Origin of the sequence: Streptomyces sp. MK7 (genome assembly GCF_032658145.1) — a bacterium.
Classification (GTDB): Bacteria; Actinomycetota; Actinomycetes; order Streptomycetales; family Streptomycetaceae; genus Streptomyces; species Streptomyces spiralis.
In genome coordinates this window covers 468322-486684 of record NZ_JAVACL010000001.1, presented here as the reverse complement: position 1 = coordinate 486684, position 18363 = coordinate 468322, and the positions used below count along the sequence as shown (strand labels likewise).

Below are 18363 nucleotides of genomic sequence, written 5' to 3'. Positions count from 1 at the left end.
CTCTCCCTGTCCGCGTGCCTGCGAGCCTCGGCTACGGCCAGACCACCACGCTGTTGCCACCGTAGACCGTGGACAGGGTGGCATCGGACGAGACCAGCGAGACGGACGTCCACGTGCCGTTGAAGTTGATGCCGTCGCTGTTGCCGACACAGGAGTTACCGACCACCGGCACGGTGCCCGTCGTCGTGGTGCCGGCGAATCCGGTCAGAGTGAAGCCGTCGATCTGCTTGTGCGTCCGTGCGTCGTAGGCGATCACGCTGTTCACACTGGAGTGCCTGGGCACCGAGATGTCGTGTGTCTTCTCCCCCTTCGTTCCCTCCCCGGTGATCCAGGTGCAGACCGCTGAGTAGACGTCGGTCGCGTCGTACGAGAACGTCACGCCGGCCGCGGAGTTCTGCAGTTGCTGGTTGTTCCAGCCGAAGGCCGTCTGGACATCGCCCTTGCCGACGAACCCCGTCCCGGTGGCCGGGTCGAAGGTCACGCTGGCCGAGGCCGTCCCCGCGACGGCAAGAGCGGTGACGGCCGCCCCGGCGGCGGCCAGTCCCGCAGTGATCATCCCGCTTCTGTGCTTCATCTGCTTCATGTGCTTCCCCAGTTCGATCATGCGCGGGGACACCCCCGGCACGGCGCCGACACGCGACGGTGAACCCCGTTCCGCTGTCGGGCCGGAGGCACATCGTGCATGAAGTTCGGAAGTTCTGGAATGAGTCGTTTGGGCCCTTGACTGCGAAGAAGGAGTGCGTAGCGCGTGTCCACTCAGTGGGTTTCCTGTGAAGAAACAGTGAAGAAGCGCGGTGAAGAAACGCCTCACAAGGCATGAGTCACCTGCACTGATCCATAGCGGACAGATCCGGACCAAGAACGCGACAGAACCGGACCGGGGAGCCGGAACAGAGCCATACGGAAGGAACACCGCCCTGCCTTGCATGGCTACCTGCGGGTAACCTCGGCAGGTCCCGAAGCCGCGTCGACCGCAACACCGGCGGCCGAGTACTGCTGCGCCATCGCAGGAACAAGGACGTGAGATGCCGAGGTCGAAGCGGAGCCATACAGCGGCCGGATGGCCGGCAGCCGCAATGCTGCTGACGTCTGGATGCGCTGTCCTCGACAGCAGCTCTGCCGATGCCAGAGGGCCGGGTGCGTCCTACGAGCAGGCGTACGCCGACCACGAGCCGTTGCACGTGGTCGGCTACCCCTCCACCGGCTCTTTGCTCGTGATGCAAGAGCTCGTGTGGGACATCGCCGACGGCAGGACGGACGAGCTCCGCAAGCTGGCCACCAGCGACAGCAGTGAGGCAGAGGCCAGAAAGACCGCCGAGAATTGGATCAAGGGTTTCGGCGCCGGCGCCCGCGGAAAAGTGACAGGCGATTTCTACGACAGCGGCTCAGAGCGCCAGGTCGTGGTCCTGTACTTCCATGACTCCCAGCAGGTCAAGGAATTCACCGTTCGACTCGATGGTGACGCGGGCAAGGAGGATTGGCGGGGCCTGATGAAATCGACCGATTTCAAGGACGCCGTCCATGCTCCCGGCTGGGCGCCGAAGGAACTGGGAGCAACGGGCTCCAGGACGAACAACAACAACTGATCGCACGCAGAAGGGCACCCCTCGTCGAGAGACACCCCTTCTTGACCACCACGCTCTGTGAGCTGCGATGCCCGCCACGTGCCCCATGGGTGTGACGATGTCCGCCAAGGTAAGAGCGGCTAATGAGGCCTTGCCGGTGCGGCGTTGCGTGACTCACTGATCGTTTCAGAATGTGGACACGGCGTCATCTGAGGGCGCCCGGCCCGTGCCGCGCGCTCGCCGCCTCGGCTGTGAAAATCACTGTCCGATTGCCGGAACACGGTGATGGAGAGTCCATGTGACAACGACACTCACGTTCCCCGTTCTGCTGCAGCTGCTCGACGAACGGTCGAGCGCCTTCCGCGCCGCGGTCGCCTCCGCGCCCAGCCTCGACGTGCAGGTGCCGACCTGCCCGGAGTGGACGCTGTTCGATCTGGCGCAGCACATCGGCGAGGGGCGCCGCGCCTGGGCCGCCACCGTCGCCGCAGGGTAAGCCTTGTGGGGACTGCATGCGGCGTCTGACACCAGCCGGCCGCAGCTCCAAGTGCCGAACCGAACCAGGTGGGTGGTGCTTCTCGCCGTAGTGCAAACGCCTGTTTGATGGCCGGGGTGGCCGAGTCTGACGACGAGGAGGCTTTCTCCCTGTTGTTCATGTGCGACTTCGACGAGCCCGACGCGCAGGAAGTAGGCCTCGGCATGGACACGCACTGTCTCGTCACGCCCGACCAGGGCACTGCCTACGGCTGTGTACGCGAAGTGGAACTGGACGGCGATGTGCCGCGGGTGACCTTGGACTCCTCGTCCTTGGACGCCCTCGGCCTGGCCGATCCCGTGGTCGAGGCCTTGCTCCGGGCGCCGGCGCCGGACGTGGCGCGCATGCGCGAGGTGCTGCCGCGCATCCTGGGATACGGGCGTCCAGATGCCCGGCCGAGCTTGATCAAGCTGTAGCGCCGTACAGCAGTGGAGTACAGCAACCACAGCGACCGATCATGCTCGGCAGTGCCCTCGAAGGGCCGCGCCACGACCGGTGTGACCGCCAACGGCCTTTCTCCCATAGAGCTACGGATCAAAACGTTCCCCGTGCCCCGGCTGTGCCCGATCGAGCGGGGAACCACGGCGAACACCGGGCAGTCATGGTAGCCGGGCACGAGAACGGCCCCCGACCGAACATCCAGGTCAGGGGCCGTTCCCGCTGCTTTCGCCGCGGAGGCGGTGGGATTTGAACCCACGGTGACATCGCTGCCACGACGGTTTTCAAGACCGTTCCCTTCGGCCGCTCGGGCACGCCTCCCCGCGCCTGCCTGATCGGTGGCGCGGGGACAAGAGTAACGGGTCGGCGCGCGCGTGTGCGGGTCAGTTGTTCCCCGGGGGACGGCCCGCGCGTGCGGGGAAGTCAGTTGTCGCCGACTCGGGAGCCGAGGGTGACCTCGGTCGTGTGCTCCTTGCCGTCGCGCTTGTAGGTGATCTTGACCTGGTCGCCGGGCTTGTGGGTCCAGATCTCGCCGATGAGGGTGGGGCCGGAGTCGATCACCGTGTCGTCGAGCCGGGTGATGACGTCGCCGGGCTCGAGGCCGGCCTTGGCGGCGGGGCCGCCCTGCTCCACGGCGTCGGAGCCGGCGGCGCCCTGGTCGGTGATCTTGGCGCCATTCGTCGAGTCCTCCAGGGAGACCGACGCGCCGATCTTGGCATAGACCGGCTTGCCGGTCTTGATCAGCTGCTTGGCGACGTACGCGGCCTGGTTGATCGGGATGGCGAAGCCCAGGCCGATCGAACCGGACTGGCTGGAGCCGCCGAGTCCGCCGCCGCTGGAGGACTGGATCGCGGAGTTGATGCCGATGACCGCGCCGCGCGCGTCGAGGAGCGGCCCGCCGGAGTTGCCCGGGTTGATGGAGGCATCCGTCTGCAGGGCGCTCATGTAGGACGCCTTGCTGTCGCCGCTGCCGTCGCTGGAGGCGACCGGGCGGTTCTTGGCGCTGATGATGCCCGTCGTCACCGTGTTGGACAGGCCGAAGGGGGCACCGATGGCGATCGTCTCGTCGCCGACGGCCACCTTGTCGGAGTTGCCGAGGACGAGCGGTTTGAGGTCCGACGGCGCGTTCTTGAGCTTGATGACCGCGACGTCGTAGCCCTGCGCGTGGCCGATGATCTCGGCGTCGTACTTCTTGCCGTTGGGGAAGGTGGCGGTGAGCCTGCCGCCGTCCACGGCGTCGGCCACCACGTGGTTGTTGGTGACGATGTGGCCCTGGGTGTCGAAGACGAAGCCGGTGCCGGTGCCGCCCTGGCCGTTGGTGCTCTCGGCCTCGATGGTGACGGTGCTCGGCAGCGCCTTGGCCGCCACGCCCGCGATCGAGCTCGGGTCACGCTTGACCTGCGCGGCGCCGGTGTCGGAGGCGGAGACCGTGGTGGAACTGGTGTCGTCCTTCTTGGCCAGCGTGTAGCCGATGCCGCCGCCCAGGCCGCCCGCGACCAGTGCGGCCACGAGCACCGCGGCGACCAGTCCGCCGCGGCGTCCCTGGGGCTTCGGCGCCGGCTGCTGGTACGGCGAGCCCCAGCCCGACCCCCAGCCGGAGCCGCCCGAGCCGCCTCCCGGGCCGCCCGCCGCGCCGCCACCGGCACCGCCGCCCGGGTAGGCGGGCGTGTGGGGCGGGGGCGGCGGCCAGGAGCCGTCGACGGGCGAGCCGCCGGGGCCGGCAGGACCGGTGGGGCCGTGAGGGTCGGCGCCGGGCGCGGCGGATGCCTGTACGCCGGGGGCCTGCGGTGCCGACGGGGCCGGCGGGTTCTGCGCGTCCGGGGTGTCGGGCCCGTGCGCGGGTGTGCCGGGGGGCGGGGGTGTGGGGGCGCCCCCCTGGGGGGCGGGCGGCTGCGGGGAAGCTGCGGGAGATTCCACCGGCACGGGAGGTGCGGACGGGGCCGGGGGTACCGCGGTGCCCTCGTTCTCGGTGCTCACAGCTCTTCTCCTCGATCCACGGCTGTTGTTGTCGGTCGCACTCGGTCACGCGTCACGCCTGCCGACGACCCGGCGTGCTCCAGCTGTGCATGTGCATCTGTATGTCGTCAGCTTTTCCCACGGGCCGTCAGAGCACCATAAGCGGTGCCTGTGGGTCCGATGGCATTCTTTATATAGGTCATCTCACATGAAACGGACAAATTATCGACGCCCGATCGCTGTCACTCGCACCCCGCCGCAGTGGCACCATGACGCGGTGACCCACGTACGGCAGCACCACATCCAAGTCGTCGCCCACCGCGGAGCCTCCGAGGCCGCCCCGGAGCACACGCTGGCCGCCTACCGCAAGGCCATCGAGGACGGTGCGGACGCCCTCGAGTGTGACGTACGCCTGACCGCGGACGGGCACCTGGTGTGTGTGCACGACCGCCGGGTCAACCGTACGTCGAACGGGCGCGGCGCGGTGTCCGCCCTGGAGCTCGCCGACCTCGCCGCGCTCGACTTCGGCGCCGGGCGGACCCGGGCCTTCTGGCGGGGCCGGGACGAGGAGCCGGACTGGGAGGTGCGGCCGGAGGATCCCGAGGACACCTCCGTGCTCACCCTGGAACGACTGCTCGAACTCGTCGCCGACGCCGGGCGGCGGGTGGAGCTGGCCATCGAGACCAAGCACCCCACGCGGTGGGCCGGGCAGGTCGAGGAGCGGCTGCTGGTGCTCCTGAAGCGGTTCGGCCTGGACGCCCCGGCCTCGGCGGAGGAGTCGCCGGTGCGTGTGATGAGCTTCTCGGCGCGCTCGCTGCACCGGGTGCGGGCCGCCTCGCCGATGCTCCCGACGGTCTATCTGATGCAGTTCGTCTCGCCCAGGCTCCGGGACGGCCGGCTCCCGGCGGGGATCCGGATCGCCGGCCCCTCGATCCGGATCGTGCGCGGTAACCCGGCCTACGTCGAGCGGCTGAAGCGGGCGGGGCACCAGGTGCACGTGTGGACCGTGAACGAGCCCGAGGACGTCGATCTCTGCCTCGGCCTGGGCGTCGACGCCATCATCACCAACCGTCCGGGCGCGGTCCTGCAACAGCTCGGCCGCTGATCGGCCGCGGACCTTGACCGGTGCGACCGGAGACCGCATCCTCCGTTTTCGGCCACGCCTCAAGAAATCCAGCCACATACTGCCGTGTCATGACAGGGAGTGCTCCGGCGCGTTCGCTGTGTGTTCGATCGTTGCGAATGCGTCACCGGACGCGGAATGGCCGGTTTCCGGTTCAGGCCAATGGGGCATTCACACCGTGGCGTGGGGCGAAGGAGGTCTCGGGGGTGGCGTTGGTGGTGGCACAGGAGGTGCCCACGTCGTCGAGCATGGCCGTACCCCATGGCCCTGCGGGCGTGGGGGAAGCCAGGCGCCGGATGCGCGATCAGTTGCGCAGAGGCGGCGTGGCGGAATCGGTCATCGACGATGCCGTACTGATCCTTTCCGAGCTTCTGAGCAATGCGTGCAAGCACGGCCGGCCGCTGGGCGGCATGCCGGCCGGTGACGGTGACGTACGGGCCGCGTGGCGCGTGGACGTGTGCGGTCGGCTGGTCGTCGAGGTGACGGACGGTGGCGGCCCCACCCGTCCGGCCCCGGCGACCCCCTCGGTCACGGCGCACGGCGGGCGCGGGCTGAACATCATCACGGCGCTCTGCGACGACTGGGGCGTACGCGACGACATCCACGGCGAGGTCACGGTGTGGGTGGTCGTCCACGGCGACGTCCACGACCCCGACGCCGGCCGCGTCGGCCACCGTCGCGACGACTTCGCCACCCGCATCGCGGCCCCGGCGGTGGCGGCCCTGCCCGAGCTGGACTTCGCGGACGCCTTCGACGACCTGGACTGACGACCCGGACCAGGGACCGACCGAGCGGCCCGTGGCCCCCGGAGAGGCCGCCACGCGTTCGTACGGGTGCTCCTCCGTTGTCCACATGCGCCGCCTTGTCCACAGCTTCCCGTCGTTGAGGGTGTGAACGACTAGGCTCGCGCCGTACGAGACGAGCCGTAACCGGGAGACACCCAGATGGCCAAGAAGCGACCCCAGACGAAGGCCAAGCGCCCGCAGCTCACGGACGGAGAGATCCCGGTGGTCGGCGCCCGCGAGCCCTGCCCCTGCGGCAGCGGCCGGCGCTACAAGGCCTGTCACGGCCGGGCCGCGGCGCACGCGGTGACCGAGCTGGTGCAGCGGCCGTTCGAGGGACTTCCCGGCGAGTGCGACTGGGTGGCGCTGCGCGAGCTGGTGCCCGCCGCCACGGTCGAGCTGACGCTCCGGGACGGCCTGCCCGAGGGCGTCCCGTCGGTCACCCTGGCCACGGTCCTGCCGATGGCCTGGCCCGCTCTGCGCCGCGACGACGGCTCGGTGCTGCTCGGCCTGCAGAACGACACGGCGTCCGGCGACATCAGCCGCGACCTCGCCGACACCCTCCTGCGCGCCCTGGAGGCCGAGCCCGGCACCCCGGTGCAGGGGCGCCGCGCCCCGACCGAGGGCCCGCGGCTGCAGGACCTGCTCGACGCCGACACACCCTTCGAGCCCGTGGTGCACACGGGCTTCGAGTTCTGGGTCCCGGACGCGGAGAACGCCACGCCGGAGGTCGCCGCGTCCCTGGAGAGGGCCAACGCCGCGGCCATCCCGACCGTGCGGCTGCAGGGCGTCGAGGCCGCGTACTGGTGCGAGACGCCGGAGAAGAACCATCTGCGCTGGGTCATGCCGCATCCGGAGGAGCAGCTGCTGGACGCCCTCGCCCGGCTGCACGCGGCGGGCCGCTCGAATCTCGGTGAGGGCACCCGCCTGGTCGGTTCCTTCCGCGCCCACGGCCTCACGGTGCCCGTGTGGGACCTGCCGCGCGAAGTCGGCGCGCAGGACGTGGAGAAGCCGGCCGCCGAGTTCGCCGAGCGGCTGGCCGCCGCGCTGGCCACGGACGCGCCGCTGACCGCCGACGAGCGCCGGGCCCGCGGCGGCCTGACCAACCGGCAGGTCACCCTCAGCTGATCCGCCGGCCCACGGATCCGCCGATACTCCGGTTCCACCCGCTCCGGCCGATCCACCCGGTCCGGCCGGTCCATTTCGATCCGGCCGGTCCACCGGCCCCCCGACCGATCCCCGGCATCGGCTGACCGACCGGTCAGCCGAGACATCTCGTGCGGAACGGGTGACTCCAGTCACAACTCCTGGGCCGGACAGGCGAGTCGGTGACCGGAAAGGCAACCCAGAAGGTGACTGGAAAGCCGGGATCGAATTTGCGAACCGCCGATCTCTTGTTACCGTTCCAGTAGCCCGGTTGCTGGTGCATCCCCCGTCGCCAGCAACCGGGTCTTTCCGTCCGCGTCGTCGCTCACCGAGCGCAGCCGAGCATCAACCGCCTGTTCTCGCCGGTGAGTTGCTCCCCGAACGCAGCAGCAGCGGACCGCGCCCGCCGCGATCGTTCCGTCCGTCCCGTCCGGCGAACTCCGCGACGGCGCTGTAGGCGGACGGCAGTCCCCGGGTGTGCTCCCGGGGCGTCTCACACGTCCCCGGCTCGTCGGCGCCGTCCAGGGCGCAGTGCGTCTGCACGGTACGGTCGCCGGGGCCCATGAAGGTCAGGGCGGCGTCCAGGGGTTCGCCGCTCGCGTTGCGGTAGTAGGTGCGCCCCCAGCTCTCGGCGCCCTGAGTCAGCACGCAGGTCTGCGCCTCGATGCCCTCGGGCGAGGAGACCTCTGGGCCGCAGCGGGCGGCGGTCGCCAGGCCCAGGCCGAGCAGTGCAGGGGTCGGCGTCCCGCTCGAGCGGGGCGGGCCGGGTTCGGCGGACGGCACCTTGCCGTCGCCGCGCGGCTGGGGGCGTACGGCGGAGGGCGCGCCCGCACCGCCCCGGTCGCCGACCTGACCCGCGGACGCCACGGCCAGCGGCAGCGCGAAGGCGCACGCCACGACGGCCACGAGGGCGTAGAGGCGAACGCGCCGGGCATCCAGCCGACCGCGCCACGCGGACCGGCTTCCGCGCCCGCTCTCCCGCCGAGGTCCCCGCCGCGCGTCCTGCCGAGGCTCCCGCCGACGCCCCCGATCGCCTGCCCGCCCGCTGTCCCGCCGACTGTCCCGTCCGCCTCCGCGCCCGGTTCCCCGCCCGCTTCCCTGTCCCTCGGAATGACGCAGCATGAAGGGACGATAACGATCAGATCGGGCATACGACCCCGGCGCGCCCGACGCCCCTACAACTCGGGCGCGCTCACACCCGTACGAGTGAGGGCGTCCACGACCGCGTCCACCACGGCCTCCACATCCGGCACCCACGGCGACGCGGACCCGGGCAGCGGGGCGCGCTCCCAGCGGATCTGCCCGGCCCCGGTCTCGGAAGGGGGCAGGGGGAGATAGCCGCCCTGGCCGTGGAAGCGGAGCGAGCCGGGCACGAAGTCCTTGGCGTGGAGGAGCTCGCCGAGCTGCTCCAGGGAGTAGGGCTTCACGAGGATCGACCAGCGCGTGGGCGAGGCCACGACCGGGCCGAGCCGCATGCCGACGCGGTCGAGCGCGCCGAGAGCACGGGCGGCGGCGAGGGCCGGCAGGCTCACCGCGCAGGGGGCCGTGCCACCGGTGGCCAGGATGATCGGCGCGGTGGGCCGGTTGGTCCACCACCAGCCCACCATCCGGGCGTCGGTGGTGGCCGCCAGGAGACCGGGGTCGAAGGGGTGTGCGCCGGGCACTGTGCACTCGGGGTCGGGGCAGCCGCAGCGGCCGGGGTGCCGCGGGTCCGGTGCCACGCCCGGGAGTACCGGCCACCGCCACTGGGTCGCGAAGGTCAGGGCCGCGCTGATCGACTCAGGCCTCCCGTCGCTGCGCCGGGACAGGAGCCTGCGTCGCCTTCCGGGGATCTCGCGCATGAGCGCTCGTTCCTTTCCGTTGCACCGCTGGCAACACCGTGGGCCACATCACACCATGGGTCGATCACTTCACTGTGCGTACCTGTTGGCGCATCACGCCCCTGCCTTCAGGCGGGGGTACCCCTATGGGCCGAGCATTGGCTGCTTTCCGCGGCAGCCCCGTCCGTGCGTCTACCAGGAGCACGGGCGTGGCGTGGGGTGGCGGAGCATGGCGTTTTGCTGTCGCGCGTTCTGCTCTCCGCCGCCGTCACGCGAGGATGGGGCACGGTCGTCGGTGGCTAAGACGCCCGGGTCCATCACCAGGTTCCGGGTGGCTCTCAACCACCCCTGGCCTTCTCCGAGTACGTACCCATCACGACCGCTGTGACGCTCTGTGGAGCAAACCCAGTCGACCGCAATAGACCGTTACCCGAGGCAGTTTCAAGCCAACTTGGTTGTTGCGCAAGGGGGCTGAAGGAAGACCCGTCCGGCTCCTGGACACCAGGAATCCCGGCAGGACAATGCTGGACATCCCCTCACGAGTGCGTGTACATGTGGAGACACTGCTGGCGGCGCAGAAGACATGGGGGTTTGCGATGCTTTCGAGCAGTACGCGCCGGTCGGAAAGCCGGACGCCATGAACGCCCCTCACCCTTCGAAAGTGGCTGGAATCGATTCAACGGTTCCCGCTCCCGCACACACTGTCCCGCCCGTCCCCTCAGCCCCGGGCACCTCTCCGGCCGCCACCGCGCACGGCGCGCACTCCCCTCACACCCCGTACCCGCCGGGGGCCCTGCTGCAGGACCGGCTCGCCGGCTGGGTCTCCGACCTGACGACCCTGCACGAGCTGACCGAGCGGCTGGCCCGTACGGACCGGCTCGACGCCGCCCTGAAGGAACTCCTGCGCGCCGGTGCCGCCCTGGTGGGCGCCCGGCGCGGTCTCGTCGTCCTGGAACCGGACGACGGACTGGGCCCCCGCACCACCATCGGGCTGGGTCTGGCCCGCGCCGATCTCGGGCACATCGAGACCGTGCCGCGCGGCGCGATGCCGTACGGCGCGCTCCTCGACACCGCCGCCGGACTGCCCGGCGGCACCGGCGAGATCGTGCGCCCCGACCTGTTCGCCGAGGACGGCCTCGACCCCCGCCACCGGGAGGTCGCCGTCCGCCTCGGCTACGCCGCCGGCTACGCGCTGCCCCTGTCCACCGAGGCCGCCGGCCGCCTCGGCGCCGCCCTGTGGCTCTACGACGAGCCCGCCGAACCCGCCGAACGCCCGCGCCACCTCGCCGGTCTCTACGTCCGCTTCGCCACCGAGCACTTGGCGCGCCTGCTCGACTGCGAGCGCACGCGCGCGTGCATGGCGACGATGTACGAGGAGCTGCTGCCCACCCGGCTGCCGCGGGTCCCCGGGGTCCAGCTCGCCGCCCGGCACCGCACCGGCCCGCGCGGGGGCGGCGACTGGTACGACGCGCTGCCGCTGCCCGAGGGCGCGCTCGGTCTCGCGGTCGGCTCGGTCACCGGCTCCGGCCCCGGCGCGGTCGCCGCGATGGGCCGGCTGCGCGCCTCCCTGCGGGCGTACGCGGTGATGGAGGGCGAGGACCCGGTGGCCGTCCTCTCCGACCTCGAACTGCTGCTGCGGCTGACCGAGCCCGCCCGCTCCGCCACCGCCCTGTTCGCCTACTGCGAGCCGGAGCTGCGCCGGATCACCCTGGCCGGCGCCGGGCACAGCCCTCCGCTGCTGCTCGGCGGGCCGCGCACGGAGTTCGTGGAGACGTCCGTGTCCGCGCCGCTGGGCATGCTCGCCTGCTGGGAGGCGCCCAGCGTGGAGTTCCAGGTGGCCGCGGGCGAAACGGTGCTGCTGTACACCGACGGGCTGCTGCACCGCACCGGCGACCCCGTCGACCGCGCCTTCGCCCGGCTGCACGCGGCGGCGGCGAGCGTCCCGCGCGCGGTGCGCCACGACGTGGGGGCGGTCGCCGACCACGTGCTGCGCACGGTCCTGCCGGACGGCCTGGACAGGACCGACGGCGCGGAGGACGTGGCACTGCTGGCGGCACGCTTCGACTAGGGCTCCACCAGGGCTCCGGGGTTCGAGCGGTGCTCCCGGCGGTTCGAGCGGTGCTCCCGGCGGTTCGAGCCGTGCTCCCTGCGGTTCGGCCGGTGCTCCCGGTAACAGGTGCTGCCGCCTCGGGCCCCTTCCGCACGACCGTACGATGGGGGTGGTCCAGTGCCGTACCTAGGAGGAAGACCGTGTCGGAGGAGCTCACCACCCCGGAGACCCCGGAGAACGAGTCCGAAGAGCCGATCAAGCAGCGCAAGAACGGCCTGTACCCGGGCGTGTCCGACGAGCTCGCCGAGAACATGAAGTCGGGCTGGGCCGACACCGAGCTGCGCGACCTGAAGCCGATCGAGCAGGCGGAGCACACCGCCCGCCGCCGCGCCGCGCTGTCCGAGCGCTTCCCCGGTGAGCGCCTGGTGATCCCCGCGGGCAACCTGAAGACCCGCTCCAACGACACCGAGTACGCCTTCCGCTCCTCGGTCGAGTACGCCTACCTCACCGGCAACCAGACCGAGGACGGCGTGCTGGTCCTGGAGCCCACCACCTCCCCGGACGGCACCAGCGGCCACCGGGAGACGCTCTACCTGCTGCCGCGCTCCGACCGGGAGAACGGCGAGTTCTGGCTCTCCGGCCAGGGCGAGCTGTGGGTCGGCCGCCGCCACTCCCTGGCCGAGGCCGAGCAGCTGTACGGCATCCCGGCCTCCGACGTGCGCGAGCTGCCCCAGAAGCTGAAGGAGGCCACCGGCCCGGTCCGCGTGGTGCGCGGCTACGACGCCGGCATCGAAGCGGCCCTGACCGACAAGGTCACCGGCGAGCGCGACGAGGAGCTGCGCGTCTTCCTGTCCGAGCTGCGGCTGGTCAAGGACGGCTTCGAGATCGGCGAGCTGCAGAAGGCCGTCGACTCCACCGTGCGCGGCTTCGAGGACGTGGTGAAGGTCCTCGACAAGGCCGAGGCGACCAGTGAGCGCTACATCGAGGGCACGTTCTTCCTCCGCGCGCGCGTGGAGGGCAACGACGTCGGCTACGGCACCATCGCCGCCGCCGGCCCGCACGCCTGCACGCTGCACTGGGTCCGCAACGACGGCCCGGTCCGCTCCGGCGACCTGCTCCTGCTGGACGCGGGCGTGGAGACGCACACGTACTACACCGCCGACGTCACCCGCACCCTGCCGATCAGCGGCCGCTTCTCCGAGATCCAGAAGAAGATCTACGACGCCGTGTACGAGGCCCAGGAAGCCGGCATCGCGGCGGTGAAGCCGGGCGGCAAGTACCGCGACTTCCACGACGCAGCCCAGCGCGTGCTCACCGCGAAGCTGGTGGAGTGGGGCCTGGTCGAGGGCCCGGTGGAGCGGGTCCTGGAGCTCGGCCTCCAGCGCCGCTGGACACTGCACGGCACCGGCCACATGCTCGGCATGGACGTCCACGACTGCGCCGCCGCGCGCACCGAGACGTACGTCGACGGCACGCTGGAGCCGGGCATGGTCCTCACCGTCGAGCCGGGCCTGTACTTCCAGGCCGACGACCTGACCGTGCCGGAGGAGTACCGGGGCGTCGGTGTCCGCATCGAGGACGACGTCCTGGTCACCGAGGACGGCAACCGGAACCTCTCGGCGGGCCTGCCGCGCCGCTCCGACGAGGTCGAGGCCTGGATGGCGTCGCTGAAGGACTGATACGAGTGTGAATGGCTGAGGGCGAGCGCCAGCCTGCTAACTCGATCGTGTGATGGTCAGGATGACGGGCTTGCGGCACTGGGCAGGGTCAGGGTTGGCGTGATTACGCGATCTGGGACGCCGGGTGCGGCGCCAGCGTGCGAGGCCCCTGCTCCACCGGAGTGATGGGTCAGGGCCTCTCCGTCGCCTTTGGCCGCAACTACAAAGCCGGGTCGTGAGGGACTCTGCCCTTCCGGCTCGGACCACGGACAGGATCCGTGTTGCCGCCTGGTTGCGAAAGCGGACGACCAGTGCGCCCAAGACCGTTCGGGGCGTGCCAATGATCGGGCTCACGCCCGCTCACTGCACAGGAACGGTACCTGACCGCGCGGCAGCCCGGACGTGGAGGATTCCCGGCGGGCGGCCAGGCTGCACGCGCTGCATCGCTGGTTGGCGACGGCGCCCTCCCTGGCGTACGACTACGGCGATCCGCGCGGCCGGATCGAGCTGCGTACGGCGCTGTCAAGCTATCTGGGGCGGGCGCGCGGGGTGATCGCGCCGCCGGAGCGGATCGTGATCACCTCCGGGTATGTGCAGGGACTGGCGCTGCTCACCCGCGTCCTGGACGGCGGCACGGTCGCCATGGAGGACCCCGGGCTGCCCTTTCACCGGGAGGTGGTGCGGCGCAACGGCTCGGGCGTCGCGCCGGTACGGGTCGACGACCGGGGCGCCTGCGCACACGAACTGGGCGAGGGGAGCGCCGTGGTCGTCACGCCGGCGCACCAGTTCCCGACCGGCGTGACCCTGCATCCCGAGCGGCGGCGGGCACTGACCGACTGGGCACGCGCGCGTGGAGGGCTGATCGTCGAGGACGACTACGACGGCGAGTTCCGTTACGACCGCCAGCCCGTGGGCGCCCTCCAGGGCATGGCGCCGGGGCAGGTCGTGTACCTGGGTACCGCCTCCAAGACCCTCGGCCCCGCCCTGCGGCTGGGCTGGATGGTGCTGCCGCCGCACCTACCACGCCTACGACCGGCACGTACGCGCCTGCCGGCTGCGCTACCGGCGCCGCCGCGACCAGCTCCTGGACCGGCTGGGCTCCCGCCATCGCGTGCGCGGGATCGCCGCCGGGCTGCACGCCCTGATCGACGTCGCCGACGAGGACGAGGTGCTGGCCCGCGCGCAGGCGGAGGGGCTCGCGCTCGGCCGCCTGGGCGACCACTGGCACGGGCCCGGACCCGGTGACGGCTCCGGCTCCGCCTCCGGTCCCGGTGACGGCTCCGGTGGCGGCTCCGGTGGCGGCTCCGGTGGCGGCTCCGGCGCAGGGCGGCCGCAGGGGCTGGTCGTCGGCTACGGAACGCCCCGGGAGCGGGCGTATCCCGAGGCACTGGCGGTGCTGGCGAAGGTTCTTGACGGGGCGTGAGCCCTGCTGACCCGTCCGGGCAAGTGGACCACTCGAACGGGCGGCCATTGGGTCTGCCGAGGGGTCCATCCTGCCTCTGGTGTCATCGGTATGACGGTCTCCCTCGTTCCGCCTCCGGGGCCGCAACGGGTCCTGGCCCTCGCTCAGTTGACCAACTCGGTCGGCGACGGCGCCTACTACGTCACCTCGGCGCTCTACTTCACACACGTCGTCGGGCTGGCGCCCGCGCGCGTGGGGCTCGGCCTGACCGTCGCCTGGGCGGTCGGCTCGCTCGTCGGGGTACCCCTGGGGCGGGTCGCGGACCGGCGCGGGCCACGCGGTACGGCGGTGGTGCTGGCGCTGGTGACCGGACTGGCGGTGGCGGCCTTCCTCGTCGTACGCGGCTTCGTGCCGTTCGTGGCCGCCGCGTGCGCCTACGCCGCCGCCCAGTCCGGGCTCGCCGCGGCCCGGCAGGCGCTGCTGGCCGGCCTGGTGTCCGCGGCGGAGCGGACCGGGCTGCTCGCCCACCTTCAGTCGACGCTCAACGCGGGCCTGGCGGTCGGCGCGGGCCTGGGCGGGCTCGCCCTGCACACCGGCACGCGGGCGGCCTACCTGGGCGTGTTCGCGCTGGACGCGGCGAGCTTCCTGCTGTGCGCGGGACTCCTGCTGCGGGTGCCGCCGGTGCCCCCGGCCCGGCAGGCGCCCACGCGTCTCACGGTGCTGCGCGACCGCCCCTACGTCGTCCTGACGCTGCTGAACACGGTCCTGCTGCTGCGGATGCCGCTGCTCAGCCTCGGGCTGCCGCTGTGGATCACCGAGCGGACCGGCGCCCCGGACTGGGTGGTGTCCGCGCTGTTCGTGCTGAACACCGGGGCGGCGCGCGCGGTGCGGCATGCGAGCTGGGTGATGCTCGCGGCCTGTGCGGTGTTCGCCCTGTCGGCCCGTGTCCCCGCGCAGGTGGCCGTGGCCCTCCTGGTGGCGGGGGCGGTGCTGCAGGTGGTCGCCGAGATGGGGCAGTCGGCGGGCGCCTGGCAGTTGTCCTTCGACCTGGCGCCGGCCGGACGCACCGGCGAGTACCAGGGCTTCTTCGGCACCGGCGTCACCGTGGCCCGCACCCTCGGCCCGCTGGTGCTGACCTCGCTGCTGGTGCAGTGGGGCACGCCCGGCTGGCTGCTGCTGGGCGGCGCGACGGCGGCGGCCTCGTACGCGATGGGCCCGGCCGCGCGCCGGGCCGCGCCGGCGGACGGCGCTGCCCCGGGCGCCGGACTCGCTACACCGCCACCAGCGGTGCGCCGTGCCGCCACTTGAGGATCTTGTCGAAGCTCACCACCGCACCGCCCCGGCCCGGCTTGTTGCCGATGTGGACGTGGTCGGCGAGCTCCTGGATGAGGCACAGGCCCCGGCCGTGCTCGGACTCGGCGTGCGCGGGGCGGATCGGTGCCCTTCGGACGGTGGGAGAGAAGCCGGGGCCCGCGTCGGCGACCTCGATACGGCACTTCTCGCCGTCGAGGTAGGCGGTGACGCGGTAGGCCTCGCCGCCGCCGTCCTCGCCGTCCCCGCCGTGCTCGACGGCGTTCGCGCAGGCCTCGCTCAGCGCCACGGACAGGTCGTAGGAGATGTCGGGGTCGACGCCCGCGGTCTCCATCGTGCCGAGGAGCAGCCTCCGGGCGAGCGGCACGCTGGCAGCGTCACGCCGTAGATGGAGGGACCACCAGATGCTCATGCTCCAGCCTCCTGGCCGCGGCTCGACATACCGATACGTATTGCCCTTCGTGCCCGGCCGTAAGCACGGAGTTGACGACGGACCGCTCGATCGGCGGATGCGGCGGGGGCGGAATCGGTGTATGCGAGCTCGGACTGCGGCCGGAAGACAGCTGGAAGACGGCGGGTGGGACGGCACTTGGCCGGCCGCAGGAAGGCCGTCGGAAGACAGGGGACGCCGGGTCACGGAGGACAGAGGGTGACCAGACGGACGTACCGCATCTTGTGGACCTGCCGTACGCACCGTGGCCGCCCAGTGGGATGATGAGCCCGCCATGTCTGCCCCCCACTCGCGCACGGCACACGCCGGACGCGATCTCCGGATGCTGCGGGCCGCGGTGTTCGCCGCGGTCTGCGTCGTGCTGGCCGCGGCCGGTCACACGCTGGCCTCCTGCGCCACGGTGCCGCTGTGGACACTGGGCGCGGGCTTCCTGGGGGCCCTTCTCGTGGTGGTGCCGCTCGCCGGGCGGGCGCGCTCGCTGCCGGGGATCGCGGCGCTGCTCACGGTCGGGCAGATCGTGCTGCACACGCTGTTCGGGCTGGGGCAGTACGGCATGGCGGGCATGGGATCGTCCGGATCGACGTCCTTGGGCTCGGCGTCCTCGGGATCGGCGCAGGCCGTGTCCGACGCCGGGCTCGTGGAACAGGCCGCGCGGTACCTGTGCGGCACCGGCCCGGCCGGGATCACCCCGGCCCGCGCGCACCGGATCCTCGTGGACGCGCACCTCTACCCCGGGCCCGCCCCGGGCACCTCGGCCGTGCACCACCCGGCGGACGCCCTGTCCGTCACCGGTTCGGCGGCCTCGCTGCTGCCGTCCCTGCCCATGCTGCTCGGTCACCTGCTCGCCGGACTCGTCGCGGGCTGGCTGCTGCGCCGCGGCGACCTCGCCGTGCTGCGGCTGATCGAGCTGTCGGCGCACGGAGTCGTGGAGGGCGCACTCGTACGCTCCCTGCGCGGGGCGCTCGCGCTGGTGCGCGCCTTGTGCGCGGGGCTGCCCACGGCGCCCGCGACCGGCCCGCGTTACACGCGCGCCGCCGACACCCCGGCCCACGCACCGCGCTCTGCCGCGCTCCAGCACACGGTGATCCGCCGCGGCCCGCCGACCGCCGCCCTCGCCCTCGCCGCCTGACACGACGCGACCAGCACCCACAGGACACAGGACCGCCATCGAGCGGGTTCCGCCGGAGGGAGCGGCCGCCGTCGTGCGGCACGCGCGCGCGTGCCCGTTTTCCGGGGAATCCGCCCCCATGCACCGGCGGTCAGCCCTGCGCACGCGCCTCCCTCTTCACCACCGGCACGCACACCGGCATCCGCCGGACCGCGACCGGTGTCCACCGGAACCCACTCGAAGCGGAGTGCACCTGTCATGAAGGCCATCAGCCGCAAGACCACTCGCCTCGTCACCGTCGGCGCCCTCGCGGGCACAGCCGTCCTCGCCGTGTCCGTCCCCGCGTTCGCGCACGTCACCGTGCAGCCCGAGGGCACGCCCGCCAAGGGCGGCTACGCCGTCGTCGACTTCAAGGTCCCCAACGAGCGCGACAACGCCTCCACCACCAAGGTGGAGGTCAACTTCCCGACCGACCACCCGCTGGCCTCGGTGATGCCGGAGCCGATCGACGGCTGGAAGATCGACGTCACCAAGTCGAAGCTGGCCAAGCCGATCGAGATGCACGGCGAGAAGATCGCCCAGGCCGTCACCAAGGTCACCTGGACCGCCGACGGCGACGGCATCGAGCCGGGCTACTTCCAGAAGTTCCCGCTCTCCATCGGCCAGCTGCCCGAGGACACCGACCAGCTCGTCTTCAAGGCGCTCCAGACGTACTCCAACAAGGAGGTCGTCCGCTGGATCGAGGAGCCGCAGAAGGGACAGCCCGAGCCCGACAACCCGGCTCCGGTGCTGCAGCTGGCCGCGGCCTCGGACGGCGACGCCCACGGGGCGACCGCGCAGAACGCCACCGACGACTCCGAGCCCGCCGCCCAGGACACCACCGCGGCCTCGAAGAGCGGCAGTGACACCACCGCCCGCGTGCTCGGCGTCGTGGGCATCGTGATCGGCGCGGCGGGCGTAGCGTACGGCGTGTTCGCCGGCCGTCGGCGCACCGCCGCCTGACCTGCTCGTCCGTGTCGCG

The 18363-nt window shown here is 71.8% G+C and carries 15 protein-coding genes, 1 tRNA gene and 2 pseudogenes; 12 read left to right on the top strand and 6 right to left on the bottom strand.

What is annotated here, in order from left to right:
* Positions 1-31 precede the first annotated feature (31 nt).
* The gene (locus tag R2S09_RS02205; RefSeq protein ID WP_316739447.1) at positions 32-604 is read right to left on the bottom strand and encodes a hypothetical protein; all 573 of its coding nucleotides are present in this window, start codon (positions 602-604) and stop codon (positions 32-34) included.
* Between the two features lie 472 nt (positions 605-1076).
* Between R2S09_RS02205 and R2S09_RS02200 the strand changes: the two genes are divergently transcribed.
* The 3 genes and pseudogenes from R2S09_RS02200 (at position 1077) to R2S09_RS02190 (ending at position 2513) form a co-directional block, all read left to right on the top strand.
* Positions 1077-1586, top strand: a complete 510-nt coding sequence (locus R2S09_RS02200; RefSeq protein WP_316739445.1) for a hypothetical protein — start codon at positions 1077-1079, stop codon at positions 1584-1586.
* 277 nt (positions 1587-1863) lie between these two features.
* A pseudogene (locus tag R2S09_RS02195) lies at positions 1864-2055 on the top strand (maleylpyruvate isomerase N-terminal domain-containing protein); the annotation flags it as partial.
* A 110-nt stretch (positions 2056-2165) separates the two neighbouring features.
* Entirely contained in the window at positions 2166-2513 is a 348-nt protein-coding gene (locus R2S09_RS02190) for an Imm10 family immunity protein (RefSeq protein WP_399143910.1), read from the top strand.
* A gap of 256 nt (positions 2514-2769) precedes the next feature.
* On the opposite strand, the gene R2S09_RS02185 is transcribed toward R2S09_RS02190, so the two are convergent.
* Together R2S09_RS02185 and R2S09_RS02180 are read right to left on the bottom strand one after the other, a co-directional pair.
* Positions 2770-2856 (bottom strand) — tRNA-Ser (locus R2S09_RS02185).
* Positions 2857-2958: 102 nt separating this feature from the next.
* The gene (locus R2S09_RS02180; protein ID WP_306184462.1) at positions 2959-4512 is read right to left on the bottom strand and encodes a S1C family serine protease; all 1554 of its coding nucleotides are present in this window, start codon (positions 4510-4512) and stop codon (positions 2959-2961) included.
* Between the two features lie 256 nt (positions 4513-4768).
* On the opposite strand from R2S09_RS02180, the gene R2S09_RS02175 reads away from it, so the two are divergent.
* The 3 genes from R2S09_RS02175 (at position 4769) to R2S09_RS02165 (ending at position 7524) form a co-directional block, all read left to right on the top strand.
* Positions 4769-5596 carry a glycerophosphodiester phosphodiesterase gene (locus R2S09_RS02175; RefSeq protein ID WP_306184464.1) on the top strand — a complete coding sequence of 276 codons (828 nt, stop codon included), beginning with the start codon at positions 4769-4771 and terminating at the stop codon, positions 5594-5596.
* Positions 5597-5733: 137 nt separating this feature from the next.
* On the top strand, positions 5734-6381 hold the full coding sequence (locus R2S09_RS02170) for an ATP-binding protein (RefSeq protein WP_306184466.1): 648 nt from the start codon (positions 5734-5736) through the stop codon (positions 6379-6381).
* 177 nt (positions 6382-6558) lie between these two features.
* The gene (locus tag R2S09_RS02165) at positions 6559-7524 is read left to right on the top strand and encodes a DUF5926 family protein (RefSeq protein ID WP_316739438.1); all 966 of its coding nucleotides are present in this window, start codon (positions 6559-6561) and stop codon (positions 7522-7524) included.
* A gap of 363 nt (positions 7525-7887) precedes the next feature.
* Here R2S09_RS02165 and R2S09_RS02160 read toward each other — a convergent pair whose 3' ends face one another.
* Both R2S09_RS02160 and R2S09_RS02155 read right to left on the bottom strand, forming a co-directional pair.
* Positions 7888-8448, bottom strand: a complete 561-nt coding sequence (locus tag R2S09_RS02160) for a hypothetical protein (RefSeq protein WP_316739437.1) — start codon at positions 8446-8448, stop codon at positions 7888-7890.
* Between the two features lie 269 nt (positions 8449-8717).
* Entirely contained in the window at positions 8718-9383 is a 666-nt protein-coding gene (locus R2S09_RS02155; protein ID WP_306184469.1) for a bifunctional DNA primase/polymerase, read from the bottom strand.
* A gap of 616 nt (positions 9384-9999) precedes the next feature.
* On the opposite strand from R2S09_RS02155, the gene R2S09_RS02150 reads away from it, so the two are divergent.
* The 4 genes and pseudogenes from R2S09_RS02150 (at position 10000) to R2S09_RS02135 (ending at position 15780) form a co-directional block, all read left to right on the top strand.
* On the top strand, positions 10000-11430 hold the full coding sequence (locus R2S09_RS02150) for a PP2C family protein-serine/threonine phosphatase (RefSeq protein ID WP_372337622.1): 1431 nt from the start codon (positions 10000-10002) through the stop codon (positions 11428-11430).
* A gap of 182 nt (positions 11431-11612) precedes the next feature.
* Positions 11613-13091 carry an aminopeptidase P family protein gene (locus tag R2S09_RS02145; protein WP_306184472.1) on the top strand — a complete coding sequence of 493 codons (1479 nt, stop codon included), beginning with the start codon at positions 11613-11615 and terminating at the stop codon, positions 13089-13091.
* A gap of 369 nt (positions 13092-13460) precedes the next feature.
* Positions 13461-14493, top strand: a pseudogene (locus R2S09_RS02140) (PLP-dependent aminotransferase family protein); the annotation flags it as partial.
* 90 nt (positions 14494-14583) lie between these two features.
* Complete coding sequence (locus R2S09_RS02135; RefSeq protein WP_316739434.1) at positions 14584-15780, top strand: MFS transporter; 1197 nt, start codon at positions 14584-14586, stop codon at positions 15778-15780.
* On the opposite strand, the gene R2S09_RS02130 is transcribed toward R2S09_RS02135, so the two are convergent.
* A complete protein-coding gene (locus R2S09_RS02130) occupies positions 15743-16195 on the bottom strand; it encodes an ATP-binding protein (protein ID WP_316739432.1) in 453 nt (150 codons plus the stop codon). The genes R2S09_RS02135 and R2S09_RS02130 overlap by 38 nt on opposite strands.
* Positions 16196-16508: 313 nt before the next feature.
* Here R2S09_RS02130 and R2S09_RS02125 point away from each other — a divergent pair, with 313 nt between their 5' ends.
* Together R2S09_RS02125 and R2S09_RS02120 are read left to right on the top strand one after the other, a co-directional pair.
* A complete protein-coding gene (locus R2S09_RS02125; protein ID WP_316739431.1) occupies positions 16509-17363 on the top strand; it encodes a hypothetical protein in 855 nt (284 codons plus the stop codon).
* Between the two features lie 237 nt (positions 17364-17600).
* A complete protein-coding gene (locus tag R2S09_RS02120) occupies positions 17601-18344 on the top strand; it encodes a YcnI family protein (protein WP_316739429.1) in 744 nt (247 codons plus the stop codon).
* Positions 18345-18363 lie beyond the last annotated feature (19 nt).